Genomic DNA, 21,426 nt, shown 5'->3' with positions numbered 1-21,426 from the left:
GATGCCTCCCGCGCCGCCCGTGCTACCCATTCCCGTGCCCGACACGCCTTTGATGGAGGCCTTCTTGGCCGCCGAACTGCTGGCCTGGCTGGTGTACCGCAAACGCCATGGCAAGCGGTTCAGCGCTTTTAAGATGGCCGAAGAGATCGTGCTGCGGGTTGATCGTCCCAACATCATTGGCCCCGACACGATCCGCCGGATGCTGCGCTTCGATGTCGTTCAGCACCCGCGGCCCGAGACGCTTTCGGCGGTCGCCGCGTATCTGGTCGATCAGGAATGGATCCGCGAGGCCGATCTGAAGGACGTGGCCAACGCGGATTTTTCTCATTGGGCCGCTCGACACACGGCGGAGATGAAAGTCTCGAACCGGGACTTTGCCGCTGATGTGCAGGGCGAATACCGAACGTTCCGGATTGCCGGGCGCACTGTGTTCGAGACCCGGCTGACGCTCGGTCTCGAGAATCCGGAAAAGCACGCCAACCCCCGGCTTTTCGCCGCCCACCGGATCATTGCACATCATATTGAGAACCCGGCGCTGCTGATCTCACAGACCGCAGGCTTTCACCGGACCCATCATGACCGCATCGACGATCTGCTGGTCCAGAGCCGCTCGGAGCGCACCGAGCCCACAAAGATTCACTACGGCAGCATGTTCGCCAATCATCACATCGCCTTTGTGACGGCCATGGGGTGGGGCCGCCATGCCAGCATGGTCTTCGCCGTGCAGCGGGTCCTGTTCGATCAGGAAATCCCGGGCGCCTTGATCGGGCAGCGGACGGAGACTTGGACACCGGGCTACGTGGCGGACTTTCCGTCGATGGACGCATTGGAAAAGCCAAAGCAGCCGAAGCCGGATGATCGGGAACCCACGCTCGAAAGTGTGTTCCATGTCAGCGCGGAGACGCTGGTCCTGATTCGCCGCGCGGCGCTGGCCCTGACGCGCCCGTATGGGAAGGGCGACAAGCCGTCCGAACAGGGCGAGGCGACGGACGAAGACAGACCGAAGGCACTCGGCTTCACCGCCCTGGGCACAGCCGACGAGGATCGCATGCTCGAAATCGCAGAGCAAAACGAGCAGGAGGTCCGGGCGATCGAAGCGTATTTCGCCTCCGACGACCACACACCCACTGAAAAACTCCGCATAGCCATCGACTGTTTCGAGCAGGACGAAGGCGTCAAGGCCATTGAGGCGGGCGCGGACGTGAACGCCCGCCATCCGCGAACGGGCGAGCCGCTGGTTTTCAGCGCCGCCGCCTGGACCATGGAAACCGTGCTCCGCGCCATGCTGGCCAGCCGTCGCCTCGACCTCACCGTCCGCGACCGGAACGGCGCGCTCCCCAGCCGCCGGATCACTGACCCGGACCTGTTCGAGGTCTTTGTCGACGCCGAATTCGCACAACACGAGGACAAGGGGCTCGACCCGAGGTCCCGTGTGACACAAGTCACCTGATCGGGATTGAGTGAAGTCCCATCTCCCGCGCAGCGAAGTGCCTCCGCACGGGACTTGCTTCGTCGTAGTATTCGATCCGCTGGAGGACCATGGGTCGGTGTCCGCCCCACAGGACAAGCTGGCGGCGCTCGGGATCGTCGCGGGAAAACGTCCGCTCCAGTTCGTCGGCGGTCATGAGGGGGTGCAGTTCCGGCCCCGCCGACAAGCCGGACCGGCCGGATTCCGCGTCCTTGCTGCCCACGTCCGCCGCCCGTCCGACAATCACCGGCGTGCGACCGAGCTTTCGCGACAGAACGTCGCAGGTGGTCGTGTCCACGAGGCCGAAAGCCTGCCAGATGCCCGCGTTCGCGGCGAAGGACTCCCAGCGTTTGCCGTACAGGTCCACGCCCTGATTCCAGTCCTGAAGAACGATCCAGAGCTTCAGGCCAAACCCCGCGACCTGGCCGATGGCCATTTCCAGTTGCCGCATGCGCCCAAGGACGGGGAACTCGTCGAGACACACAAGCAGCGGCGGCCTGTGAGTCGGAGCGGTCGTGATCTCCGCCATGTCCAGAAGCTGGTTCAATAGAATTCGCAGCCAACGGCTGTAGCTGCCCATCGCCCCGGCGGGCAGGCAAAGATAGACGGTGACACCCGACGGGTCCGCCTTCAGGTCGGCGAGATCGAAGTCGTGGCCGGTCAGAACGCGGCGCAGCGTCGAATACCCGAGCAATCGTGTATGCCGCCGTGCGGTTGACAGCACGCTGTCCATCTCGTTCGGACTCTTGTCGTAAAAGTCTCGCGCCCCGGCCTCGATGGCGTCCGCGAGATCCTCCATACCGTCCTCGTTGCGCAGGGCGCGGGCATAGTCGAGAAGTTCCCTCAACAGGATGTAGCCGTCCTCGGTGTCTTCCCCGGCCTTGGCCCGGGTCAGCAGTCGACGAACCTCGACCAGGGTGCGCCGGTTCTTGAGTGCCGGAGCCGTTGCGACATAGAGGATCAGCGTGGAGATGAAGGCCCCGGATGATTCGTCCCAGTGCGGGTCCTTTTCCTGACCGGTCGTCAGCACCAGACCGTCGGTGATGCGTTCGGCATCCTCGATCAGGGTCGGACTGTCGCAACGCAGGACCCGAAGCGGATTGTAAGCCGCGCGAAACCGGGCTACTGCCGTATCGCACCGACCGAACGGGTCAAGAACAAGAACCTTTTGCCCCAAATCGGCACGGATCGCGGCCGTCTGGTTGGCCAGATGGCCCTTCGGGTCGACGACAAACACCGAACCCCTATAGAAGTAGAGGTTGGACGTTACCGTCACAGACTTGCCGGCCCGCGTCCCGCCCAGAATCATCGCATGACGTGGATCGTCGATTCCGATGAGTCGGTCGCCGATCCGCCCGACCAGCAGGCTATTGCCCGGATCCGCCGGGTTGTAGGCCACCCGTGGGCTCGCGAGAATACGCTCCCATGACTGCCAGTGTGCTTCCGGAATCCGGTGTTCACGCGGTGGTACGTGTGGCAGGCCTCGCAGGATACCCTTGGCCAGGGCTGTCTGCGCCGCGTCCGTCGGGAAGGGCGTGGTCATGGTTTCGGCTCCTGTCATGTTAAAGGAGCCGCCAGTTTGCCCGCGCTCTCGGCCCATGATTCCTCGTGCGCGTTCCGCCGTGCCGGTTCATGAGTCCCATTCACCGGCCCCGCTCACTGGAGTGGACACATCAATGACGTCCGGTTCTGGAAAACTTCCCAAGGCCAAAGGGCGTTACGTGGCGTCCGAAGCATCCCTCGATCTGGCCGAGGAATTGGCACACCGCGCAGGCATTCCCTTCGACCGCGCGGAAGCCGCTGCGCTGAGCCGGCATCTGTACGAAACCTGTTTCGCGGCCATTGTCGATGCGCTCGGGTTCGATCCGGACGCCGTCGCCTTCAGTCCGGAGGTTTTCGGGCTCACGACGACATTCATCACCGCCGACCCGGAGGGCGGCGCTCCGGGCGGGCGCATTCTGTTCGACGAGACGTTCGATCTGTGGCTGTTCGCGCTCTCGCACTACAGCACCATTGCTGCCTTTGTGCCCATAGACGACGCGGGCTTCCTGTCCCTGCTGGACAAGATGAAGCGGGGGCTGCTGTTGCTCGCCAGACCGACAACACGACCCCGGGTTCTGGAGGACCTGCGTCCCGAACTCAAAACCCACCATGAGTGCCTGAACCTTTCCGGTGGCCTGGCCCGCGCCCTGGTGGTGTTTGTGCTGTGCCACGAGATCGCGCACGGGCGGCTCGGTCATCTCGACCAGCGCGAAGGGCCGGAGATCGAACTGGAGGCCGACCGGGAAGCCGCCCGGATGTTCCTGTCCATCGTCGCTCAGGGCGACGCGCTGCGTCAGTCTCCCATCTATATCGATCGCAAGCTCGCGGGCGTGCCCGTGATTCTGCCGCGCTGGCTGGCCCTGGTCGAGCAGCGCATGAAAGCCCTGACCGGCAGGCCCGCCAACCACACCGCGCACCCGGACCCTGACCGCCGCGCCGAGGCTACCGCCGTCCTCCTGCGTCCCCGGATGGGCGAGACAGCCACCGTGCTCTTGGACGCACTGGAAAGCGGGATCGACGATTTCCGCCGGGCCATGGCGGCCGGATACTGATCCCGAGGCGAATGGACACGCCAATGCCGTCGCGCCGCTGTTGAATACGAGAGGCACGACTTGGGTCCCGGATGTCGATCGCATGCCGGTCAATCTGATCGAGAATAAGCCTCTGACTTCAGTCCTGCTGTTTGCCGGTCACTTTGTGAGCGTTCGGAACCACGCTGCCGACGTTTCACTGGACTTCGTGTTTCAGTTTTCATATTGTGTGATTCGCATCAAATGGTACACTTCTCCGCCATCACATAGAAAGCTTCATGGGTTGATTTGTAGATATATTTTCAACCCCACGGATCATAACTTGAAATTATGTGGGCAGCAAATGCAGGAAGATATTGTATGCGTGATTGGGGCAGCCCATTTAGATATTGTTGGAGATTATGATTCTCGAGTTTGTGACGCCATAGATAAAGCGGGAACAATTGTTTATTCTGTGGGTGGAACCGCATACAATATTGCTGAGAATATGGCGCAAAACTCAGTGCCCGTGTGTTTCATATCATATTTAAAAGAGAGCTCTCTGATAACGCCAATAATTATAAGTCGCCTTGAAAGCTACAATATTAATACGAATCATTTATTGATTGTTCCCTCTATCGGCGAAAGTGGATTTGTAGCTCAAAGAGAAGACGGCATTCTTATTACGGCGGTTACTTCAACGGCTGTAGAAAGGTTTTGTTTTTCGCCTGAATCGTATAGTGATGTATTAACAAAGTCACGCCTTATTGTTTGTGACTGTAATATATCCTCTGCTAGCTTGAATAATTTTGCCCGCTGGGCGCATGAACATGGAAAGAAGCTAGTTGTTGCCGGGGTGTCCGAATTAAAAATTTCGCGAATTTTAGAGGTTGAGAAAAATGAATCTAGCCCATTTCCGTTTTTTATTGTTGCTGGAAATAAAAAGGAGTGGATGAGTGTTGGAGTTGATATATGTTTTATATTAGAAAAACATGATGTACGCGAGCTGTGTTGTAGGGTTGGGGCTGAGCATGTAATAATTACAGACTCTGAAAATGGTTACTCTGTTTTTTCATTATCTGGGTGTAGGCGAGATTATGAAGCACCAAAAGTAGCTAGGATTAGGTCCAGATCTGGTGCGGGAGACGCTCTTGTGGCTGCCGTGTGTTATTACTATTGGAGGTGTCGAGAGATTGACTGGGACAAATGCGATCGATCAGTGGCAAGGTTTGTTTCTCTGGTCCTTGAAAAGGAGGGGGCAACTGCGGGAGCTCGAACAGCTCCAGACGAACTAAAGGTAGTTCCCTACAAAAATTATGAAGAATATAAAGAGGTTCAAACCGAAAAAATAGTTGAATTAGTCGGATCTCGATTTGTAAAAATATTTGGATACAATATACCTGCTACAGAAATTTTCGGATTTGTCGGTTTAGTTGCCATGATAGTATCAGCAATTCTAACTTTTTTGGTGGGGTGAACCCGATGAAAAAAAACATAAACGTTTATGGTGACAAAACTCGGTTTCTTAGCAAGGGATACGGGATTGATATCTCATCTCAACGCTTTGATGATTTGGACAGGGCCGCAGTTTCTTTTGCAGCACAAAAACGCAGGGAAGGAATATTTTTAGATGTCGGGTGCGGATTTCCCATCCAATCTACGAGATTTGCGCTGCTTGACCAAGAAGTAGTCGCAATTGACGTTTCCGATTTTAGCCAATATATTGATCGAGTAAAAAACTTATTTCCAGAAATTAAATTAAAGTTTCTGAATAAAAAAATTGAAGACATAAGTATTGATGAAATTGGAGATCGTGTATCTTGCTTTTTTAGTCAAAGAACGATGCATTATTTGCATCCAAAGGATTTTGTATTTTTTTTCAAAAAGATTTACAAAATATTATTGCCGGACGCAAAAATATTTCTGTCTGTCTCTGGTATAAATAGCGAACTTGGAAATAAATATGAGGGGGTTAATGTGCCAGTGCAGGAAAGGTACGCCCCTCTTTCCGAAATAATGCAGAAAAAACACGGGGTTCATGGGCCAGTCTGTCTGTATTCTATAGATGAATTGAAGGATATACTTGAATCAATTGGTTACAAATGCGAATATCTGTACGCTTCTGAATTTGGGAATATTAAATCAGTATTCATTCGTTCTTGATTTGAATGCGGTTGCTGGGGGCAATAACCAATACATTTATTGTCCATGACCAGCCGTAGGCTGGTCCCGGTCTAAACCCACCGCACTTTGTGCGGTAGAAATAAAAACAAAGTTGCGCGCGGAGCGCGCTCCTTTAAACAAGACCGACTTTCAGTCGGTCTCTTGAATAAACCTACCGGCTTTAGCCGGTAATGGTTCAGATTGTAATTGAATTTTCTTCAACTCAAGAGAAACAGAAAATAGAAGTTTAAGTTATTTAAAAATTATGCGCATCGCTTGTGAAGTTTTACGCATAACTTGTGTGTAATTTAATTCTGCGTTCGGCGGTGCAGTTGCAGACGGCAACTCGTCGTCAGTTTTTTTGCTCCGCATCTAAAAAATATGCGCTGCCCCGCATCCGCTCGCCCTCGAAAACACCGTCGATAACTGTACTTGCGCCATGGCGGCCGGATACTGATCCCGAGGCGAGTGGACACGCCAATGCCGTCGCGCCGCTGGAGAATGTGAGGGCCTGTCCGAGCCGGTTCGGTGTCGCGCATCGTCTGGATTTTCGTCGGATCTGGTCCGCGTTTTGGCGTGGACACGCCACCGGTCTCTCTGTGTTTCGCATTCGGGGCCGATGACCATTCCAACCATCCTTTGCCCACTGCCGATAGCCACCGGCCGGGACGGCCTTCGGCGGCGGGTCAATGGCCTGCCCGCTCCCTTCGCCCGCCCGCCTTCGCTGCGCTTCGGGTCCGGGCTCCCGTGTTGGCCATGACCCGGTCCCGGTCCGGGCGGCTGACCGGGGGGCAAGGCTGGAAGGGTCCGGCCAAAATCCAACACAAAAGGAGACCTGCCATGACCACCAACACCACCACGAACCCCGACACTCAGACATCTGGCGGCAATGCCCGCCGCAACTCGAACCCGCCCGACTTCATCGCCAAGCAGCGGATCGGTTACGGCAAAGGTGCGACCTGGGAACGGATCGGCGTCGCATGGCAGACAGACAGTGGCGCGATCTTCCTCCGCATCCACGGGACCCAGATCCTCAGCGGAGGTATCTCGCTCTTCCGTGAGAAGGAGGGGGACGCAGCGGGGGCCTGAGCCCCCGATCACACTCTGGGGCCGGTCGGATCGTCCGCCGGCTCCAGAGCAACCATGTCATCGGCACAGATCAACCGGGCGCCATACCGGGCGCGGGCAATCAGACCGCAAAACGGACAGACATATTTGAACCAGCGGCCGCTTCGGCCGGACCCTACGGTCGTCGCGCCCGTGGCCACGCGCGCGCTCCACGGGATGACGAAGCCCGTGTCGATCAGGTCCGCCAGGGCGCGCGCGAAGGGACCGCCCGCCATCACCCACTGCGCCATCCGCTCTCCGGTTTCCTTCCCACCAGGCGCACCCGTTGTGCTCGGGTGCAGGCCGATGGCCTTCATCTTCGCCGCCCATTCCCTGTTGTGATATCTGGCGCGTCCCGGTGTCCCGTACACCCGTTGCCAGAGATGGGTCATGTCGTGGGCAAGCTGGCTCAGCGGCTCCTCGAGCGTGCCCCCGGCGAACAAAGCCGGGTTCAACGCGATCTCGTCGGCCAGTGTCCCGTCGATCCGTTCAAAGGGGGCGGGTCTGTACAATCCTGGACAGCCGGAACGCCGTTGAAGCGTGACAAGCCCGTTCGGAAGACTTCCACCGAACAGGCGTCGGTTCAGGTGGTCGTAAGCTGTTTGCAACGCCGCATAGGTCTCTGGCGTCGGGGCAGAACTTGCCCATTTCCCTGTTTCCTGCGGCGAATCCGCGTGTCGGTTTGTCGTGTCCATTCCAGGAACTCCCGTCCGAATACCGTCGAACGGTGACTGTCCCACGCCCTTCGCGCTGGAATTCCTCGCAGGTTTTGCTGGCTGTGAGAGCCCATCGACCGATCCGGGCCGCTCCGCCACACTCTGGTTGGTTCCGAAGCCCCGTCAAACCGCGAGGCACCGCCTCGGCATCGTGCCGCCCCGGCGTGATCCGGCGACATCCGCATGGGTCCGTGGAAATTTGGAGGCGGTTGATAAGGCGTTGTAAAATAAAAGAGTTAGGGAAAAAGGGGGATAGGACAGAACACAAGGTGTGCGTGGTAATACCACGCGCACCTTGCCGGGGGGACGTCCCGTCCCCCGCGGACCCCCCTCGGCAATCCCTAAGCCTCGTCCGCGCATTGGGCACGGTCTCGGCAAGGGATTGGAATTGGCCGGATCGGGGCATCGAACCCCGCCCGGCCAAGGCACCGGTCCGCCGGTGCATCACGGCCAGGGAGATGCCGCTCTCCCTGGACCCATCGGCCAAGGGGGCTTTCGCGCCCCCCTGAACCCCACGACCAGGGCTTGCGCGCCCTGGACCACGCCCGGGGGAGACTTCGACTCTCCCCCGGTCCCCCATCGACCGGGGCGGACGCGGCCCCGGACCCCGCGCGGGCCGATGCGCATGGGGCGGCGGCGAGGAATTTCGGCGTGGCGGCGCCGGTAGCATGGAGGCATGACGGACAGACCCGCACCGCATAGGCGTCCCGCGCCGATCACCTTTCGCCTGTCAGACGACATGCGCGAAGAGTTCCATGCGCGTGTGGCCGCCTCCGGTCTGTCCGCCAGTGCCTACATCAAGCGCGCCATCTTCGCCGGGTCGATTCCCCGCACACGCCGTCCGGCCATCGACAAGGCCGACATCGGCGCGTTGCTCGCCGGCACGGCTCGCATTGCCGACCAACTCGGGCGGGTCGAACGCCTGGCCGCCGGAACCGGCCAGGACGTGCGCGCAGCCGTCGAGAACGCCACCGCCCAGCTCGATGAAATCCGCACGGCCCTGTTCAAGGCGCTGGGGAGAACGACATGATCCCGTTCGCCACCCAGCGCGGCAATGGCCAGAACCTCGCCACGCACCTCCAGAACACATTCGATAACGAGTATGTCGAACTCGCGGACCTGCGTGGTTCCATCGCCCGCGATCTCCATGGTGCGTTTGCCGAATGGGAGGTACAGGCCGACACCCTGACCCATTGCCGCAATTATCTCTACAGCATGTCCATCAACCCCGATCAGCGGCAGGGCCGCCTGACCCGGGAGCAGTACATGGACTATATCGAGCGTGCTGAGCGGCGCCTCGGCCTCGACAATCAGCCCCGCGCCGTCGTCTTCCACATCAAGGGGGAGCGGGAGCACTGCCATGTCGTCTGGTCCCGCATCGACGCCGAAAAGCGCAAGGCCGTCCAGCTTTCTTTCGACCGCGACAAGCTCATGATGGTCACCCGGGAGTTCGCCCGTGACCATGACCTGCGGCTGCCGAAGGGCTATGACCGTCAGGCTGGGGCCGAGAAGGAAAGGGCCTCCCGGCAGCAGACGCAATACGATCAGCATCAGCACAAGGCGTCGGGGCTGTCCCGGGAAGAGCGAACGGCCGCGGTTACCGATGCCTGGCGGAGGTCAGACACGCCGCAGGCCTTCGTGAACGCGCTTTCCGATCTGGGTTATATCCTCGCCACGGGCAAGCGGCCCTATGTGCTGGTGGATCTCGACGGCCACATGAACGCGCTCCCGAAATTGATCGGCGACAAGCAGGTGCGCACGAACGATATCCGCGCCTTCCTCGAACGGGATTACCCGGTGAACCAGTTGCCGAGCGTGGACGACGCCCGGAAAATGGCCGCCGATCACCGCTCCGTCCGCCGCGCGTTCGAGCAAAAGGAAAAGCAGACCGAAAAGGTTGAGCAACTCAAGGCAGCCCAGGCCGAGCGCCGCCGTTCACTTCAGAGTGAGCAGACCGCATTGCGGGAGCGCCAGGACACGGAACGCAAGGCGCTGCAGGATCGGCAGGTCGGTGAGCGTCGGCAGCACCGGCAGGTCTATCTTGACGAGGTCCGCCGCGTTCGCGCCCACCGCGCCGCCCATGCCCCGCACGGACTGGCGGCGTTTCTCGGTCGGGTCAGTGGCGTCGCTCTCGTGCAGAGGTCGGTCCATCGCTATCAGGATCGCCGGCGTTACGAGGCACACTGCGCCGAAACGGCCCGGATCAAGGACCGCCAGACCGACGAAAGCGCCGCGCTTCGCCAGCGCCATGACATGCAGGGGCTGGAGATGGCGCGCAGACTCCGCAATCTCGAGAAGCTCGACGCCCGCGAGCGGCAGTCGCTGACCGCCAGCCTGACCCGCGAGCGCAGCGACCTCCCACGCCGTCACGAGCCCCGATCACCGACGCTAACCTACGATCTGCGTCCGTCGGGCCGTCCGGCCATGGTCCAGAAGGCGAAAAACCGCTTCGTGCATCCTGTCGAGATCGCTTCGCCCGGATCCGTCCCGGCGGAGCCCGTGCGGACGGACCGGGATCCGAGCGAGCCCATCAATCCCTCCTATGATTTCGAGAACGCCGCACGCGATCCGGACACTAAGTCCCGAGGGGAGGAGGGTCCGACCCGCGAGCGCAAATCCAGCTACGACGCCGAGAAAACGTCCCGCCGTCGTTCGGACGGCCGAACCGATGGCCGAAATGGCGACCGGGGCCGTGGACGGTAGCGTGGCAAGCACTCTTTGCCCGTGACAGGAATATGGCCGTGACGGCATGCTTCCCACCTATGCCCTCCATTCTTCCGCGACCTGAGGGGGAGTCGCCGAGCGTGTCGACCAACGCATGCGGTACGAACGAGGATCGTCGCCTCTTTGAGATCGTCGCGAAGCGGGTTGCCGACAGGCCGGCTGCCCCCGATCAGCCGTCCGGCGATAAGGCCGTTGCCGCCGATATCATGCGCCTGAGCCTGGAGAGCGTGCGCGCCCATATACGTCTGACGAGCGACGCCCGGCGCGCCGATGGTCAAGCCTTTCGCGTCTATCCTGGATATATCGAAACCACCAAGATCGGCGCCTTAGCCTCACGAGAGGGACCTCTGCATGTATGCGGGGTGTATGCGGGACTGGCCGCCGCCTGTTACGAGACGGCCAACTTCTGCTTGGCCCAGGCATCCATGTTTCCGGACGTTGGCGATCCGACCGCAGAGATTTCTCCGGCACCGCTGGACAAGAAGTCTCCCGGTTTCTGGATGCGCGATATAGGCAAGCGCCTGGACACAGAAGCCTTCATTGAGCAAGGCCGGACCTATCTGGCCCAGGACCCGCAGCGCCAAACGACGGCACTGCTCCTCGCCGTGCTGATGCTGCGGGTCGTGTGGTTTCACGAACTGGCCCATTGCCTGAACGGGCACCTTGAATGGGGGAGCCGGACCTATGGTCTGACCTGTCTGTTCGATGGTGCGGATCCGGATCTTCCTCAACCGGTTTTTCCGGAAGCCCATCTGGTGGAGTACGACGCCGACCAGAGTGCCCTCATGCTGGCGTGCAAAGTCCAACTTGCTGGAGCCGAGAACATCACCGGCCTTCTGGCCATGCCCTTGGCCCAGCGGCTCCATCTGACCCTGTTCGCGGCATACGCCGTGACCATGATTCTCGCCGAGTGGGGGCGGGCCTATCCCTTCATGGTCAGGGACGAGTCACATCCGCCAGCCACGCTGCGCCTTGCCAATCAGGTGCGCACCGTGGCCAGCAATGTCCTCCCGCTGGCCGCAGAGGTGAAAACGGCCAATGCTGCCGCGTTCGACGACCTGAGAAAACTGTCTGCCCTGGTGCCAGCCTTCCCAAGCATCGACGCCGTCGTGACCGGTCCTGACGCATCGGCGTTGCATGATGGCTTGGACAGGGCACAGGATGCGCTTGCGGAGCTTCGCCATCGGCTCCAGCCCCATCTGTATCAAACGATTGCCTGAAATGGCGTCATGTGCAACTATTAAGGGCAAGTTTCCGGCTCTATTTTGATCTGGATTCCATGTCCTCACCTTTGAAAGCGTTTTTTTACATGGCCCGACCCAAGAAAAATACGAACGGAGCTGCTTCCAAAAAGGCGTCCAACAACGGCGCAAACATCGGCTTCGAGGCCGATCTGTTTCTGGCCGCCGACAAGCTGCGCAAAAATCTGGAGCCGTCGGATTACAAGCATGTCGTGCTGGGGCTCATCTTCCTCAAATACATTTCCGATGCGTTCGAGGCCAAGCGGGCCGCCCTCCTGACCGAATGGGACGAGCAGACCGCCGAGGACCCCGACGAGTACCGCGCCGACAATATCTTTTGGGTGCCGAAGGAGGCCCGCTGGTCACACCTTCAGGCCAGCGCCAAACAGCCAACCATCGGCAAGCTGATCGACGATGCCATGGCGGCGATCGAGGCCAGCAACGCTTCCCTGAAAGGCGTTCTGCCCAAGGAGTACGCCCGCCCGGCGCTCGACAAGATCATGGTTGGCGAACTGATCGACCTGATCTCCGGCATCGCCATGCACGAACGCCAGGATCAGGCCCGCGACGTGCTGGGCCGGGTCTACGAGTATTTCCTGTCCGGGTTCGCCGGGGCCGAGGGCAAGCGGGGCGGCGAGTTCTACACCCCGCGTTCTGTCGTCCGCGTGCTGGTTGAGATGCTGGAGCCTTACAAGGGCCGCGTCTACGACCCCTGTTGCGGCTCCGGCGGCATGTTCGTCCAGTCCGACCGGTTCGTGAAGGAACACGGCGGACGCATCGGCGACATCGCCGTCTATGGGCAAGAGAGCAACTACACCACGTGGCGGTTGGCCAAGATGAACCTCGCGGTGCGCGGCATCGATGCCGACATTCGCTGGAACAACGAGGGCAGCTTTCACAAGGACGAGCTGCGGGACCTGCGCTTCGACACCATCCTCGCCAACCCGCCGTTCAACACCTCGGACTGGGGCGGCGACCGCTTGCGCGAGGACGCGCGCTGGCAATTCGGCGCGCCGCCGGTCGGCAACGCCAACTATGCTTGGCTCCAGCACATTTTTTGGCACCTAGCCCCGCGCGGCACGGCGGGCGTGGTGCTGGCCAATGGCTCCATGTCCTCGCAGCAGAGCGGCGAAGGCGACATCCGCAAGGCCATGGTCGAGGCCGACGCCATCGACTGCATGATCGCCCTGCCGGGGCAGCTTTTCTATTCCACCCAGATCCCGGCCTGCCTGTGGTTCCTGGCCAAGGACAAGAGCAACTCCGGCTTCCGGGACCGGCGCGGCGAGGTGCTGTTCATCGACGCCCGCAAGCTGGGCCATCTGGTGGACCGCACCCGGCGCGAGTTCTCCGACGCGGACACCGCCACCATCACCCGGACCTATCACGCGTGGCGGGGGGAGAAAGGCGCCAGCGAATACGCCGACGTGCCCGGCTTCTGCAAATCCGCCAGCCTGGAGGAGATCCGCAGCCACGGCCACGTCCTGACCCCCGGTCGTTACGTCGGTGCCGCCGCGCTGGAGGAGGACGATGAACCGTTCACGGTGCGTTTCGCGGCCCTGAAGGAGCAACTGACCGAGCAGTTCGCCGAGGCGGAGGCGCTGTCGGCTGCGATTCAGGCGAAGCTGGAGGGGGTAGGTTCAAATGGGTAAGTGGCCAGAGTACCCTCTGGAATCTTTTGTAGAACCTGAGCGGTCTATTTGCTACGGCATAGTCCAGCCAGGAGGGCACTTTGAAGACGGTGTCCCGATACTACGCGTAAATAACTTCAAGGATGGCGGTGTCGACACGGGTGATGTTTTAAGGGTAGATCCTCATATTGAGAGCAAATACAAGCGTTCCCGCCTAGAAGGTGGGGAGATTCTCTTGACTCTAGTTGGCACTATGGGGCTAAGCGCAATCGTGCCAGAGGAATTGTGTGGCTGGAACGTTGCAAGGGCCGTCGGCATCATTCCTATTCGTCAAGATGTTGATAAGCGCTGGCTAATTTTTGTTCTCCGCAGCACCCCCTCTCAGGAGTTCATCCAGATTCATGCTAATACAACCGTTCAAGCAACTTTTAACCTCCGAGATCTAGCCCGTCTCCCAATACCGATGCCTCCCGATAGTATCCGCGTACCGGCATCTAACCTTTTGGCAGCTCTCGACGATAAGATAGACCTGAACCGGCGGATGAATGAGACGCTGGAGGCCATGGCGCGGGCGCTGTTCAAGGACTGGTTCGTCGATTTCGGCCCCACCCGCGCCAAGATGGCCCTGCGGGGCGAAGCCCCGATAAACCAAGGAACCGGGGGCGAAGCCCCGCAAAAAGAAAACGTCGCACGCGAGCCCTACCTCGCTCCCGATCTCTGGGACCTCTTCCCCGACCGCCTCGACGCCGACGGCAAACCGGAGGGGTGGGGAGCGCAACCATTTTCTCAATTCGTCACCATCATTGGCGGAGGAACGCCTAAAACATCGATCGGAGAATATTGGTGCGGGACCATTCCATGGTTTTCAGTGACTGATACCCCGCCGCAAGGAAGCGTGTTCTGCGTCGATACAGAAAAGAAAATTACCCATCGCGGTCTGGAAGAAAGTTCTGCGCGCCTCGTAAGAGAAGGTGTGACAATTATCACCGCCCGTGGAACTGTTGGTAACCTTGCGATGGCTGGTGTGCCCATGACTTTTAATCAGTCGTGTTATGGTCTTCAATCGAACGCGCTGGTTGGTGATGGCTTCGTGTTCTTCGCTGCTCAACACCTTGTGACCACGTTGCAATCTCTGGCACACGGTTCCGTTTTTTCGACTATTACGCGCGAAACGTTTGATGTGGTCAACCTTCCCATGACGCCGGAAAGCGTTTATGCGGCATTCGAGAGCGTTGCTGCTCCGCTTCTGAAAAGGATAAAGGCCAATGTGAACGAATCCCGGTCTCTCGCCCAAACCAGGGACCTGCTCTTGCCCAAACTCATGTCCGGCGAAATCCGCTTGGCAGGCCAAGTCGCCGAAGAAGGTCGGGCGTCATGACGGAGGCATGGTATCCGGGCATCAAGGCGTTTTGTTCCCATTGGGACCATGCCCCCATGCTGCGGCAGACCTTTGCGACGCTGGAAGCGGAGTTCTTTGCTGAGAACGACGCCTGCGTCGACGCGGCGAAGGCGATGGTGGAATGCTGCTGTCGCGTTTTGATTGAGGAGCTTGATGATCCATCCGCGCCGTTAAAGCCGGACGGCACGGATGTGAAGCTCGCCGTATTGCTGGGAGTGGCCACAAGACTATTGGACCTTGGAGATATCCGAGATAGGGCGTTCAGTGACCTAATCAGAAGTTATAATAAACTTGGCGATTCCCTGCGGGTCCTTAGAAATAAATCGGGAACCGTTTCGCATGGCAAGGATGGGTTCATTCAGAAACTGTCACTTCATCAAAGACGCGCCGCAGTCCTTGCTGCGGATGCCATCGTGACATTTCTTCATGAGGCATACCTCGAGCGCGAACCGGATCCGGTTCGGACGATGGAACCCTATGAGCGATTTGCGGAGTCGAGCGATTTAATTAACCGCTTATGCTTTGTTGGCTCAACGGAGACCAATGAATACGGATTGCAGATCGATATCAGGCTGCCAAACGGAGACGACATCCCGCTTGCGATCACGCCTGCGGAAATTCTTTTTTCGATTGATCGCGATGCCTATAAGGCCGCGCTCAATGCCTGCCGCGATGCGGAAAAGGAAGAGGTTGTCGAGGACACAGGCGACTTGGACGATGAGGAGTTGGTATAGTGGCATTTATATTAGAAAAGGAATTGGAAGGCTGTGTTGTTGAGTTATTTCGTTCTTTAGGATATTTGTCGTTAGGTGATGATAAGATTGGGCCGGACGGAAAGTCGTCGGAGCGCGCAACCTACGCTGATGTTATTTTAAAACCACGCCTTGAAGCCTCTCTTAAACGCCTAAATCCAAACATTCCTGATGAATCCCTTCATGATGCATTGGTGCAGGTCACCAGATCAGAGAAACCTGATTTGGTGGAGGAAAATAGAAGGCTTCATGGCCTCGCGGTTAATGGCATTCCTGTCGAATACTATGATGAGGACGGCACCATCAGCGGCGATGCCGTCCGCCTTGTGGACTTCGACGATCCCGAGGCGAACGACTGGGTCGTCGTCAATCAGATGACCGTCATCGAGGATCGGGTGAACCGGCGCCCGGACGTCGTGGTGTTCCTGAACGGCCTTCCGGTCGGCGTCGTTGAACTGAAGAATCCGGGTTCAGAGGATGCCACACTGGAGGGCGCCTTCAACCAGCTCCAGACCTACAAGACCGGCATTCCCTCTCTGTTCCGCACCAACGCGGCGCTCGTCATCTCCGACGGTCTGCACGCGCGCGTCGGGTCCCTGACCGCGAATTTCGAGCGGTTCATGCCATGGCGAACGGTGGACGGCGAGACCATCGCGCCGAAGGGCGCGCCCGAACTGGAAACGCTGTTCAAGGGGGTGTTTGACCGGCGCCGTCTGCTCGACCTGATCCGGGACTTCACCGTGTTCGGGCAGGTGGAGACCAAGGACAAGCAGCTTGAGACCGTCAAGATCATGGCCGGGTATCACCAGTACCATGCGGTTCTGAAGGCCGTGACCTCCACGGTACGGGCGGTCACGCCGCCGGATGGCGGACCCTCAGCCGACGCGTCCGTGATGCCATCAGGTCTCGCCGAGGAGCCCGCGACCTTCGGCCTGCCGGGCGTGCGGCATTACCAACCGGGCGACAAGCGGATCGGCGTGATCTGGCATACCCAGGGGTCCGGCAAGAGCTTGCTCATGGCGTTTTACGCCGGTCAGGTGATCCGCCATCCGCACATGGCCAATCCGACGCTCGTCATCATCACCGACCGTAACGATCTGGACGACCAGCTCTTCGGCACCTTCAGTATGTGCAAGGACCTGCTGCGGCAGACGCCGCAGCAGGCAGACAGCCGTGAGGAATTGCGCCGATTGCTGGATCGACCGTCGGGCGGGGTCATCTTCGCCACGCTTCAGAAGTTCAATCCCGACGAGGGGCAGAGCACCCACCCGCTGTTGACCGACCGCCGCAACGTTATCGTCATCGCCGACGAGGCCCACCGCAGCCAGTACGGCTTCCGCGCCAAGGTGGACCGGAAGACCGCCGAGGTGTCCTACGGCTTCGCCAAATACCTGCGCGATGCTCTGCCGAATGCCTCGTTTATCGGCTTCACCGGGACGCCCATCGAAAAAGAAGACGTCAACACGACCGCCGTTTTTGGCGAGTACATCGACGTCTACGATATCAGCCGTGCGGTCGAGGACGGCGCCACGGTGCCCATCTACTACGAAAGCCGCTTGGCCCGGATCGAGCTGGACGAGGACGAAAAACCGAAGATCGACGCTGAGATTGCTGACATTGCGGGCGATGAGGCTGAGCCTGAACAGGAGCGCCTGAAGCGCAAATGGACCAGCGTCGAGGCCGTCGTTGGCGCCGAGAAAAGATTGGCGATGGTGGCGCAGGACTTGGTGGCCCACTTCGAGGATCGCGTCGCGGCCCTCGACGGCAAGGCCATGATCGTCTGCATGAGCCGCCGGATCTGCGTCCGGCTCTATGACGAGATCGTCAAGATCCGCCCCGACTGGCACAGCGACGACGACAAGGCGGGCGTGGTCAAAGTCGTTATGACCGGCGCCGCATCGAACCCCGAGGACTGGCAACGTCACATCGGTAAGCGCCCCAAGGCTCGCCGTGAAATGATGGCAAAGCGGGCCAAGGACCCGAACGACCCGCTGCGGCTGGTCATCGTGCGTGATATGTGGCTGACCGGCTTCGACGCGCCGTCCATGCACACGATGTACATCGACAAGCCCATGCGCGGACACGGCCTGATGCAGGCCATCGCGCGGGTGAACCGTGTGTTCCGCGACAAGCCCGCCGGACTGGTCGTGGACTATATCGGCATTGCCCAGAACCTGAAGAACGCCCTTGGCCAATATTCTCGCCCCGATCAGGACTTGACCGGCATCGACGAGGCCGAAGCGGTCGCCGTAATGATGGAGAAGTACGACATCGTCCGGTCCATGTTCTCGCCTGACGTGCCAGGCGGGTTCGACTATCGACCCGCCCTTGCCGAGGGTGCAACGCCGGTTGAGCGTCTGTCCATCATGGCCGGAGCGATCGAGTGGGTGCTGGCGCTTCAGCAGGACGCTGCGGCGCGGGAAACCAAGGAAGACGCTAAAAAGCGTGCTCATCGCCGCTTTGCCGATGCCGTCCTGGCTCTCTCGAAAGCCTACGCTTTGGCCGCCGCCAGCGAGGCCGCAAAGGGGATCCGTGAAGAGGTCGGCTTCTTCCAGGCGATCCGCGCCGCTCTGGCCAAGAGTACCGCCGCTTCCGGTAAGAGTAAGGCTGAACGGGAACTCGCGATTCAGCAACTGGTCAGCCGGGCCGTCGTGTCCACCGAGATCGTGGACATCATGAAAGCAGCGGGCATCACGACCCCCGACGTGTCGATCCTGTCCGACGACTTCCTCGCCGAGGTGAAGGCGATGGAAAAGAAGAACCTGGCGCTGGAGGCCCTCAAGAAGCTTATCAACGGCGAGGTTCGCGCCCAGGGCCAGCGGAATGTCACGCAGGCCAAGGCCTTCTCGCAGCGGCTTGAGGAGGCCATCGCCCGCTACCACGCCAATGCCATAAGCACGGTCGAGGTGCTGGAGGAACTCATCAAGCTGGCCAAGGACATTCGTGCCGCCCGCACCCGAGGTGAGGAAAGCGGGTTGTCAGATGAAGAAATCGCGTTTTACGATGCTCTTGCAGAGAACGAAAGTGCGCGCGACGTCATAGGAGAACCGCAGCTTCGCGTCATTGCCCATGAACTGGTCGAGCAAATCCGCAAGAACCTGAGTGTGGACTGGATGCACATGGAAACCGCGCGGGCCAGGATGCGGGTTCTGGTCAAGCGTATCCTGCGGAAGTACGGGTACCCGCCGGACCTTCAGGATTCAGCCGTGCAGACGGTGTTGCAGCAGGCTGAGGTGTTGTCGGCGCAGACGTTGTAGGAGCGAACCCATAACAGTTTATTATTATTGAGTTTACTTATTTTCATGTTTCATGAAATTTCTTTTGCATTGTCCCATTTTACGGGACATTTAATTGAGGGAAGGTATGATTATGACCGAAATTAATGCTGTTGAATGGGATCTCGTTAACGCTCGCGTTCTTCAGAAACGCGGCGACTCCAGTATTGCGACCGCTTCGATTTCATTTCTGCAAATTGTCCTATCTGAGTTTTTTCCAGATCTAGGAGGAGATTTTTCTGAAATTATTACTGATGGTTCTAACGATAGAGGTGTTGATGCCATCCACATAGTTGAAGGAACGGACAGTGCTGAAATATATATTTTTCAATCAAAATATAGGGAAAGCTTAAAAAGTTGCTCGAAAACGATAAACGATTCAGATCTTCACAAGGTTCGAGTTTTTTTAGAAGATCTTTTTGAAAAAAGTGATGAACTCAGACAGTGCGCAAATTTTGGTCTCCGAGAGGCTGTTCTCCGGATCTGGGGCGCTCATGAAGAAGGAAAAATTTGTCGGTACAATATTGTCTTCTGTTCGAATGGTAGTGGATTCTCAGAATCAGCGAGTTCAATAGTCCGTAGTATTGAGACGCGGTATCCGAATGTAACTATTGATTATTTTGGAGGCAAGCAGCTTGTAAACGACATATTTCTCTCTGCCCCAAAAAAAGAGAACGGCATTCTTAGAGTAATTAGTAATGAAATTTTCGAAAGAACAGACGGAGATATTCGCGGTGTAGTGGCGTCCGTGGAGGCTGCTTCCTTTATTGATTTGATAAAAAACCCTGACGGCTCAGGTGTGAAAAAGCATATTTTTGATGAGAACCTACGGGTATTTTTAGGCGCAAAGGGAGGATACAATACGTCAATAATATCCACTGCAAGCGCGGATGAAACTAGGCATCTGTTCTGGTATCTTAATAACGGAATCACAATTACCTGTAAAAATTTTTCATATAATAAGGGTCATTCCAGTCCCACAATCCGTTTAAACGATTTCCAGATCGTTAATGGAGCGCAGACGTCGCATTCCTTAATAGAAGCGAGCCGACTTGTCGACTCGGATCTACATAATGTTGTTCTAATGATTAAAATATTTGCGACCGACCGTAAGGATATAACTGAAAAAGTCGCTGTAGCCACTAACAGCCAAGCTAGGATTCAAAGCCGAGATCTGCGTGTAAATCAGCCTATCTTGAGAGCTCTAGAAGAGTCTTTTTTAATTAGGGGATATTTTTTCGAACGAAAGAGAAATATGCATGCAGATAAGCCTTCAAAGAAGAGAATAGATGCTCTTAAGATGGGCCAGATAATATTGTCTTTTGATCTTGAAGAACCCGACAAAGCCAGAACAGAATCAGATACAATTTTTGATGATAGATTTAGAACCATATTTCATGAAGGTGTTAACGTTGATCGACTTGTAAAATTATTTGAGCTGTACAGTATTATAGAAAATTTCCGTGATATTTTCGTGGAAGAAAACGGATCAAGACCAGAGAGCGGTGACAATAATAGATATCTTGTATATGGACACTGGTTTGTTCTCTATGCGTGTCGTTTGATTTTAAAGTGTAATAATAAAAGCGATATTCCCACCGGAGATTCTGCCAAATCCCTCGTGCGAGATGCAATTCAAAAGGTTGCTAACGCCTGCAAACAAAATAAATCGGTAGCTCATTATCAAGTTTTTCGGAGTCCGAAAACAAAGGACAAGATTATGGCGGAGATATTTGCGAAACAAGCGGATTTTTTTGATTTATTGAGGACATAATTTATTTGTTGTCGCCTCCTGTTGGAGGCTTAATCAATTCCGGTTGATTTCTGGCGATGCCGATTTTTGTCTTCTCAATATTTATTTCTTTGCACATTGTTGGGTAGGCGAGATGGTGGCCGGGACCTCCTCAAACCTGAACGATGGCGGCGCGGTGATACTGTTCGGCCAGCGCAGTCCCGTCACCGAGAGCAAACAAAGATCATATCGCTTCCCCGCAACCAAACAAAAGCCCGCTATCTCAACGAGATAGCGGGCTTTCTTTATCCGCCCAAACCCGCCCAATTCCCCGCCCAGCTACCATATAGCTACCAAACGAAAGCGAAATTCCAGCGGCGAGAGCGTAGGCGACCGGGCGGACTGGATCGTAAGCCTTCGCCTCACTGTACCCCTCCGGTGAAAACCGCTGATTTCGGGCGAGACGACGGACGCGCAGTCTTGTCCACTGTGGCTATGCCCTATGGATAGAAACTGTGGACAAGGTGATGCGGTTGGAGATCGTGGAGACGGGCCGTCGGCGGCGGTTCAGCGACCCGGATCCGTCACCGGACTTTTTTTGGCGGGTCCGGCGGGTCGATTTCGGTCTTCGGCCCCGGTTTTTCCGGGATCCCGCCTCCGGCCCGGGAG

The 21,426-nt window shown here is 57.8% G+C and carries 15 protein-coding genes; 13 read left to right on the top strand and 2 right to left on the bottom strand.

All coding sequences use genetic code 11. The annotated features are described in order from the left end of the window. Positions 1-64 precede the first annotated feature (64 nt). On the top strand, positions 65-1,450 hold the full coding sequence (locus BLS85_RS17285; RefSeq protein WP_143027245.1) for a hypothetical protein: 1,386 nt from the start codon (positions 65-67) through the stop codon (positions 1,448-1,450). Here the strand turns inward: BLS85_RS17285 and BLS85_RS17280 are convergent. Then, positions 1,443-3,011, bottom strand: a complete 1,569-nt coding sequence (locus tag BLS85_RS17280) for a type IV secretory system conjugative DNA transfer family protein (RefSeq protein WP_176793872.1) — start codon at positions 3,009-3,011, stop codon at positions 1,443-1,445. The genes BLS85_RS17285 and BLS85_RS17280 overlap by 8 nt on opposite strands. A 178-nt stretch (positions 3,012-3,189) precedes the next feature. On the opposite strand from BLS85_RS17280, the gene BLS85_RS17275 reads away from it, so the two are divergent. From BLS85_RS17275 to BLS85_RS17260, 4 genes are all read left to right on the top strand, one after another. Further along, positions 3,190-4,062 carry a M48 family metalloprotease gene (locus BLS85_RS17275; protein WP_218128486.1) on the top strand — a complete coding sequence of 291 codons (873 nt, stop codon included), beginning with the start codon at positions 3,190-3,192 and terminating at the stop codon, positions 4,060-4,062. An 82-nt stretch (positions 4,063-4,144) separates the two neighbouring features. After that, on the top strand, positions 4,145-5,497 hold the full coding sequence (locus BLS85_RS17270) for a PfkB family carbohydrate kinase (protein ID WP_092787989.1): 1,353 nt from the start codon (positions 4,145-4,147) through the stop codon (positions 5,495-5,497). A gap of 5 nt (positions 5,498-5,502) precedes the next feature. Continuing rightward, on the top strand, positions 5,503-6,183 hold the full coding sequence (locus BLS85_RS17265) for a class I SAM-dependent methyltransferase (protein WP_092787988.1): 681 nt from the start codon (positions 5,503-5,505) through the stop codon (positions 6,181-6,183). 840 nt (positions 6,184-7,023) lie between these two features. Further along, positions 7,024-7,272 carry a hypothetical protein gene (locus BLS85_RS17260; protein WP_092787987.1) on the top strand — a complete coding sequence of 83 codons (249 nt, stop codon included), beginning with the start codon at positions 7,024-7,026 and terminating at the stop codon, positions 7,270-7,272. Between the two features lie 8 nt (positions 7,273-7,280). Here BLS85_RS17260 and BLS85_RS17255 read toward each other — a convergent pair whose 3' ends face one another. After that, on the bottom strand, positions 7,281-7,985 hold the full coding sequence (locus tag BLS85_RS17255; RefSeq protein WP_143027244.1) for a SprT-like domain-containing protein: 705 nt from the start codon (positions 7,983-7,985) through the stop codon (positions 7,281-7,283). Between the two features lie 697 nt (positions 7,986-8,682). On the opposite strand from BLS85_RS17255, the gene BLS85_RS17250 reads away from it, so the two are divergent. The 8 genes from BLS85_RS17250 to BLS85_RS17215 all read left to right on the top strand — a co-directional run bounded on the left by BLS85_RS17250 (position 8,683) and on the right by BLS85_RS17215 (position 20,799). Beyond that, on the top strand, positions 8,683-9,036 hold the full coding sequence (locus BLS85_RS17250; RefSeq protein ID WP_092787986.1) for a plasmid mobilization protein: 354 nt from the start codon (positions 8,683-8,685) through the stop codon (positions 9,034-9,036). After that, positions 9,033-10,709, top strand: a complete 1,677-nt coding sequence (locus tag BLS85_RS17245; RefSeq protein WP_092787985.1) for a relaxase/mobilization nuclease domain-containing protein — start codon at positions 9,033-9,035, stop codon at positions 10,707-10,709. Before BLS85_RS17250 ends, BLS85_RS17245 begins: the two co-directional genes overlap by 4 nt. 101 nt (positions 10,710-10,810) lie before the next feature. After that, entirely contained in the window at positions 10,811-11,950 is a 1,140-nt protein-coding gene (locus BLS85_RS17240) for a hypothetical protein (RefSeq protein ID WP_092787984.1), read from the top strand. A gap of 89 nt (positions 11,951-12,039) precedes the next feature. After that, entirely contained in the window at positions 12,040-13,620 is a 1,581-nt protein-coding gene (locus BLS85_RS17235; protein ID WP_092787983.1) for a class I SAM-dependent DNA methyltransferase, read from the top strand. After that, positions 13,613-14,977: a restriction endonuclease subunit S gene (locus BLS85_RS17230; RefSeq protein WP_092787982.1), complete on the top strand. Its 1,365-nt coding sequence runs from the start codon at positions 13,613-13,615 to the stop codon at positions 14,975-14,977. Before BLS85_RS17235 ends, BLS85_RS17230 begins: the two co-directional genes overlap by 8 nt. Further along, positions 14,974-15,732: an abortive infection family protein gene (locus tag BLS85_RS17225; RefSeq protein WP_092787981.1), complete on the top strand. Its 759-nt coding sequence runs from the start codon at positions 14,974-14,976 to the stop codon at positions 15,730-15,732. The genes BLS85_RS17230 and BLS85_RS17225 overlap by 4 nt, the downstream gene beginning before the upstream one ends. A gap of 23 nt (positions 15,733-15,755) precedes the next feature. Continuing rightward, the gene (locus BLS85_RS17220; RefSeq protein WP_245699278.1) at positions 15,756-19,007 is read left to right on the top strand and encodes a type I restriction endonuclease subunit R; all 3,252 of its coding nucleotides are present in this window, start codon (positions 15,756-15,758) and stop codon (positions 19,005-19,007) included. Positions 19,008-19,119: 112 nt separating this feature from the next. After that, the gene (locus BLS85_RS17215; RefSeq protein WP_092788000.1) at positions 19,120-20,799 is read left to right on the top strand and encodes an AIPR family protein; all 1,680 of its coding nucleotides are present in this window, start codon (positions 19,120-19,122) and stop codon (positions 20,797-20,799) included. Positions 20,800-21,426 lie beyond the last annotated feature (627 nt).

It is taken from the genome of Rhodospira trueperi, from assembly GCF_900101965.1.
Lineage (GTDB): Bacteria > Pseudomonadota > Alphaproteobacteria > Rhodospirillales > Rhodospirillaceae > Rhodospira > Rhodospira trueperi.
This window is presented reverse-complemented; position numbering and strand designations above follow the sequence as displayed.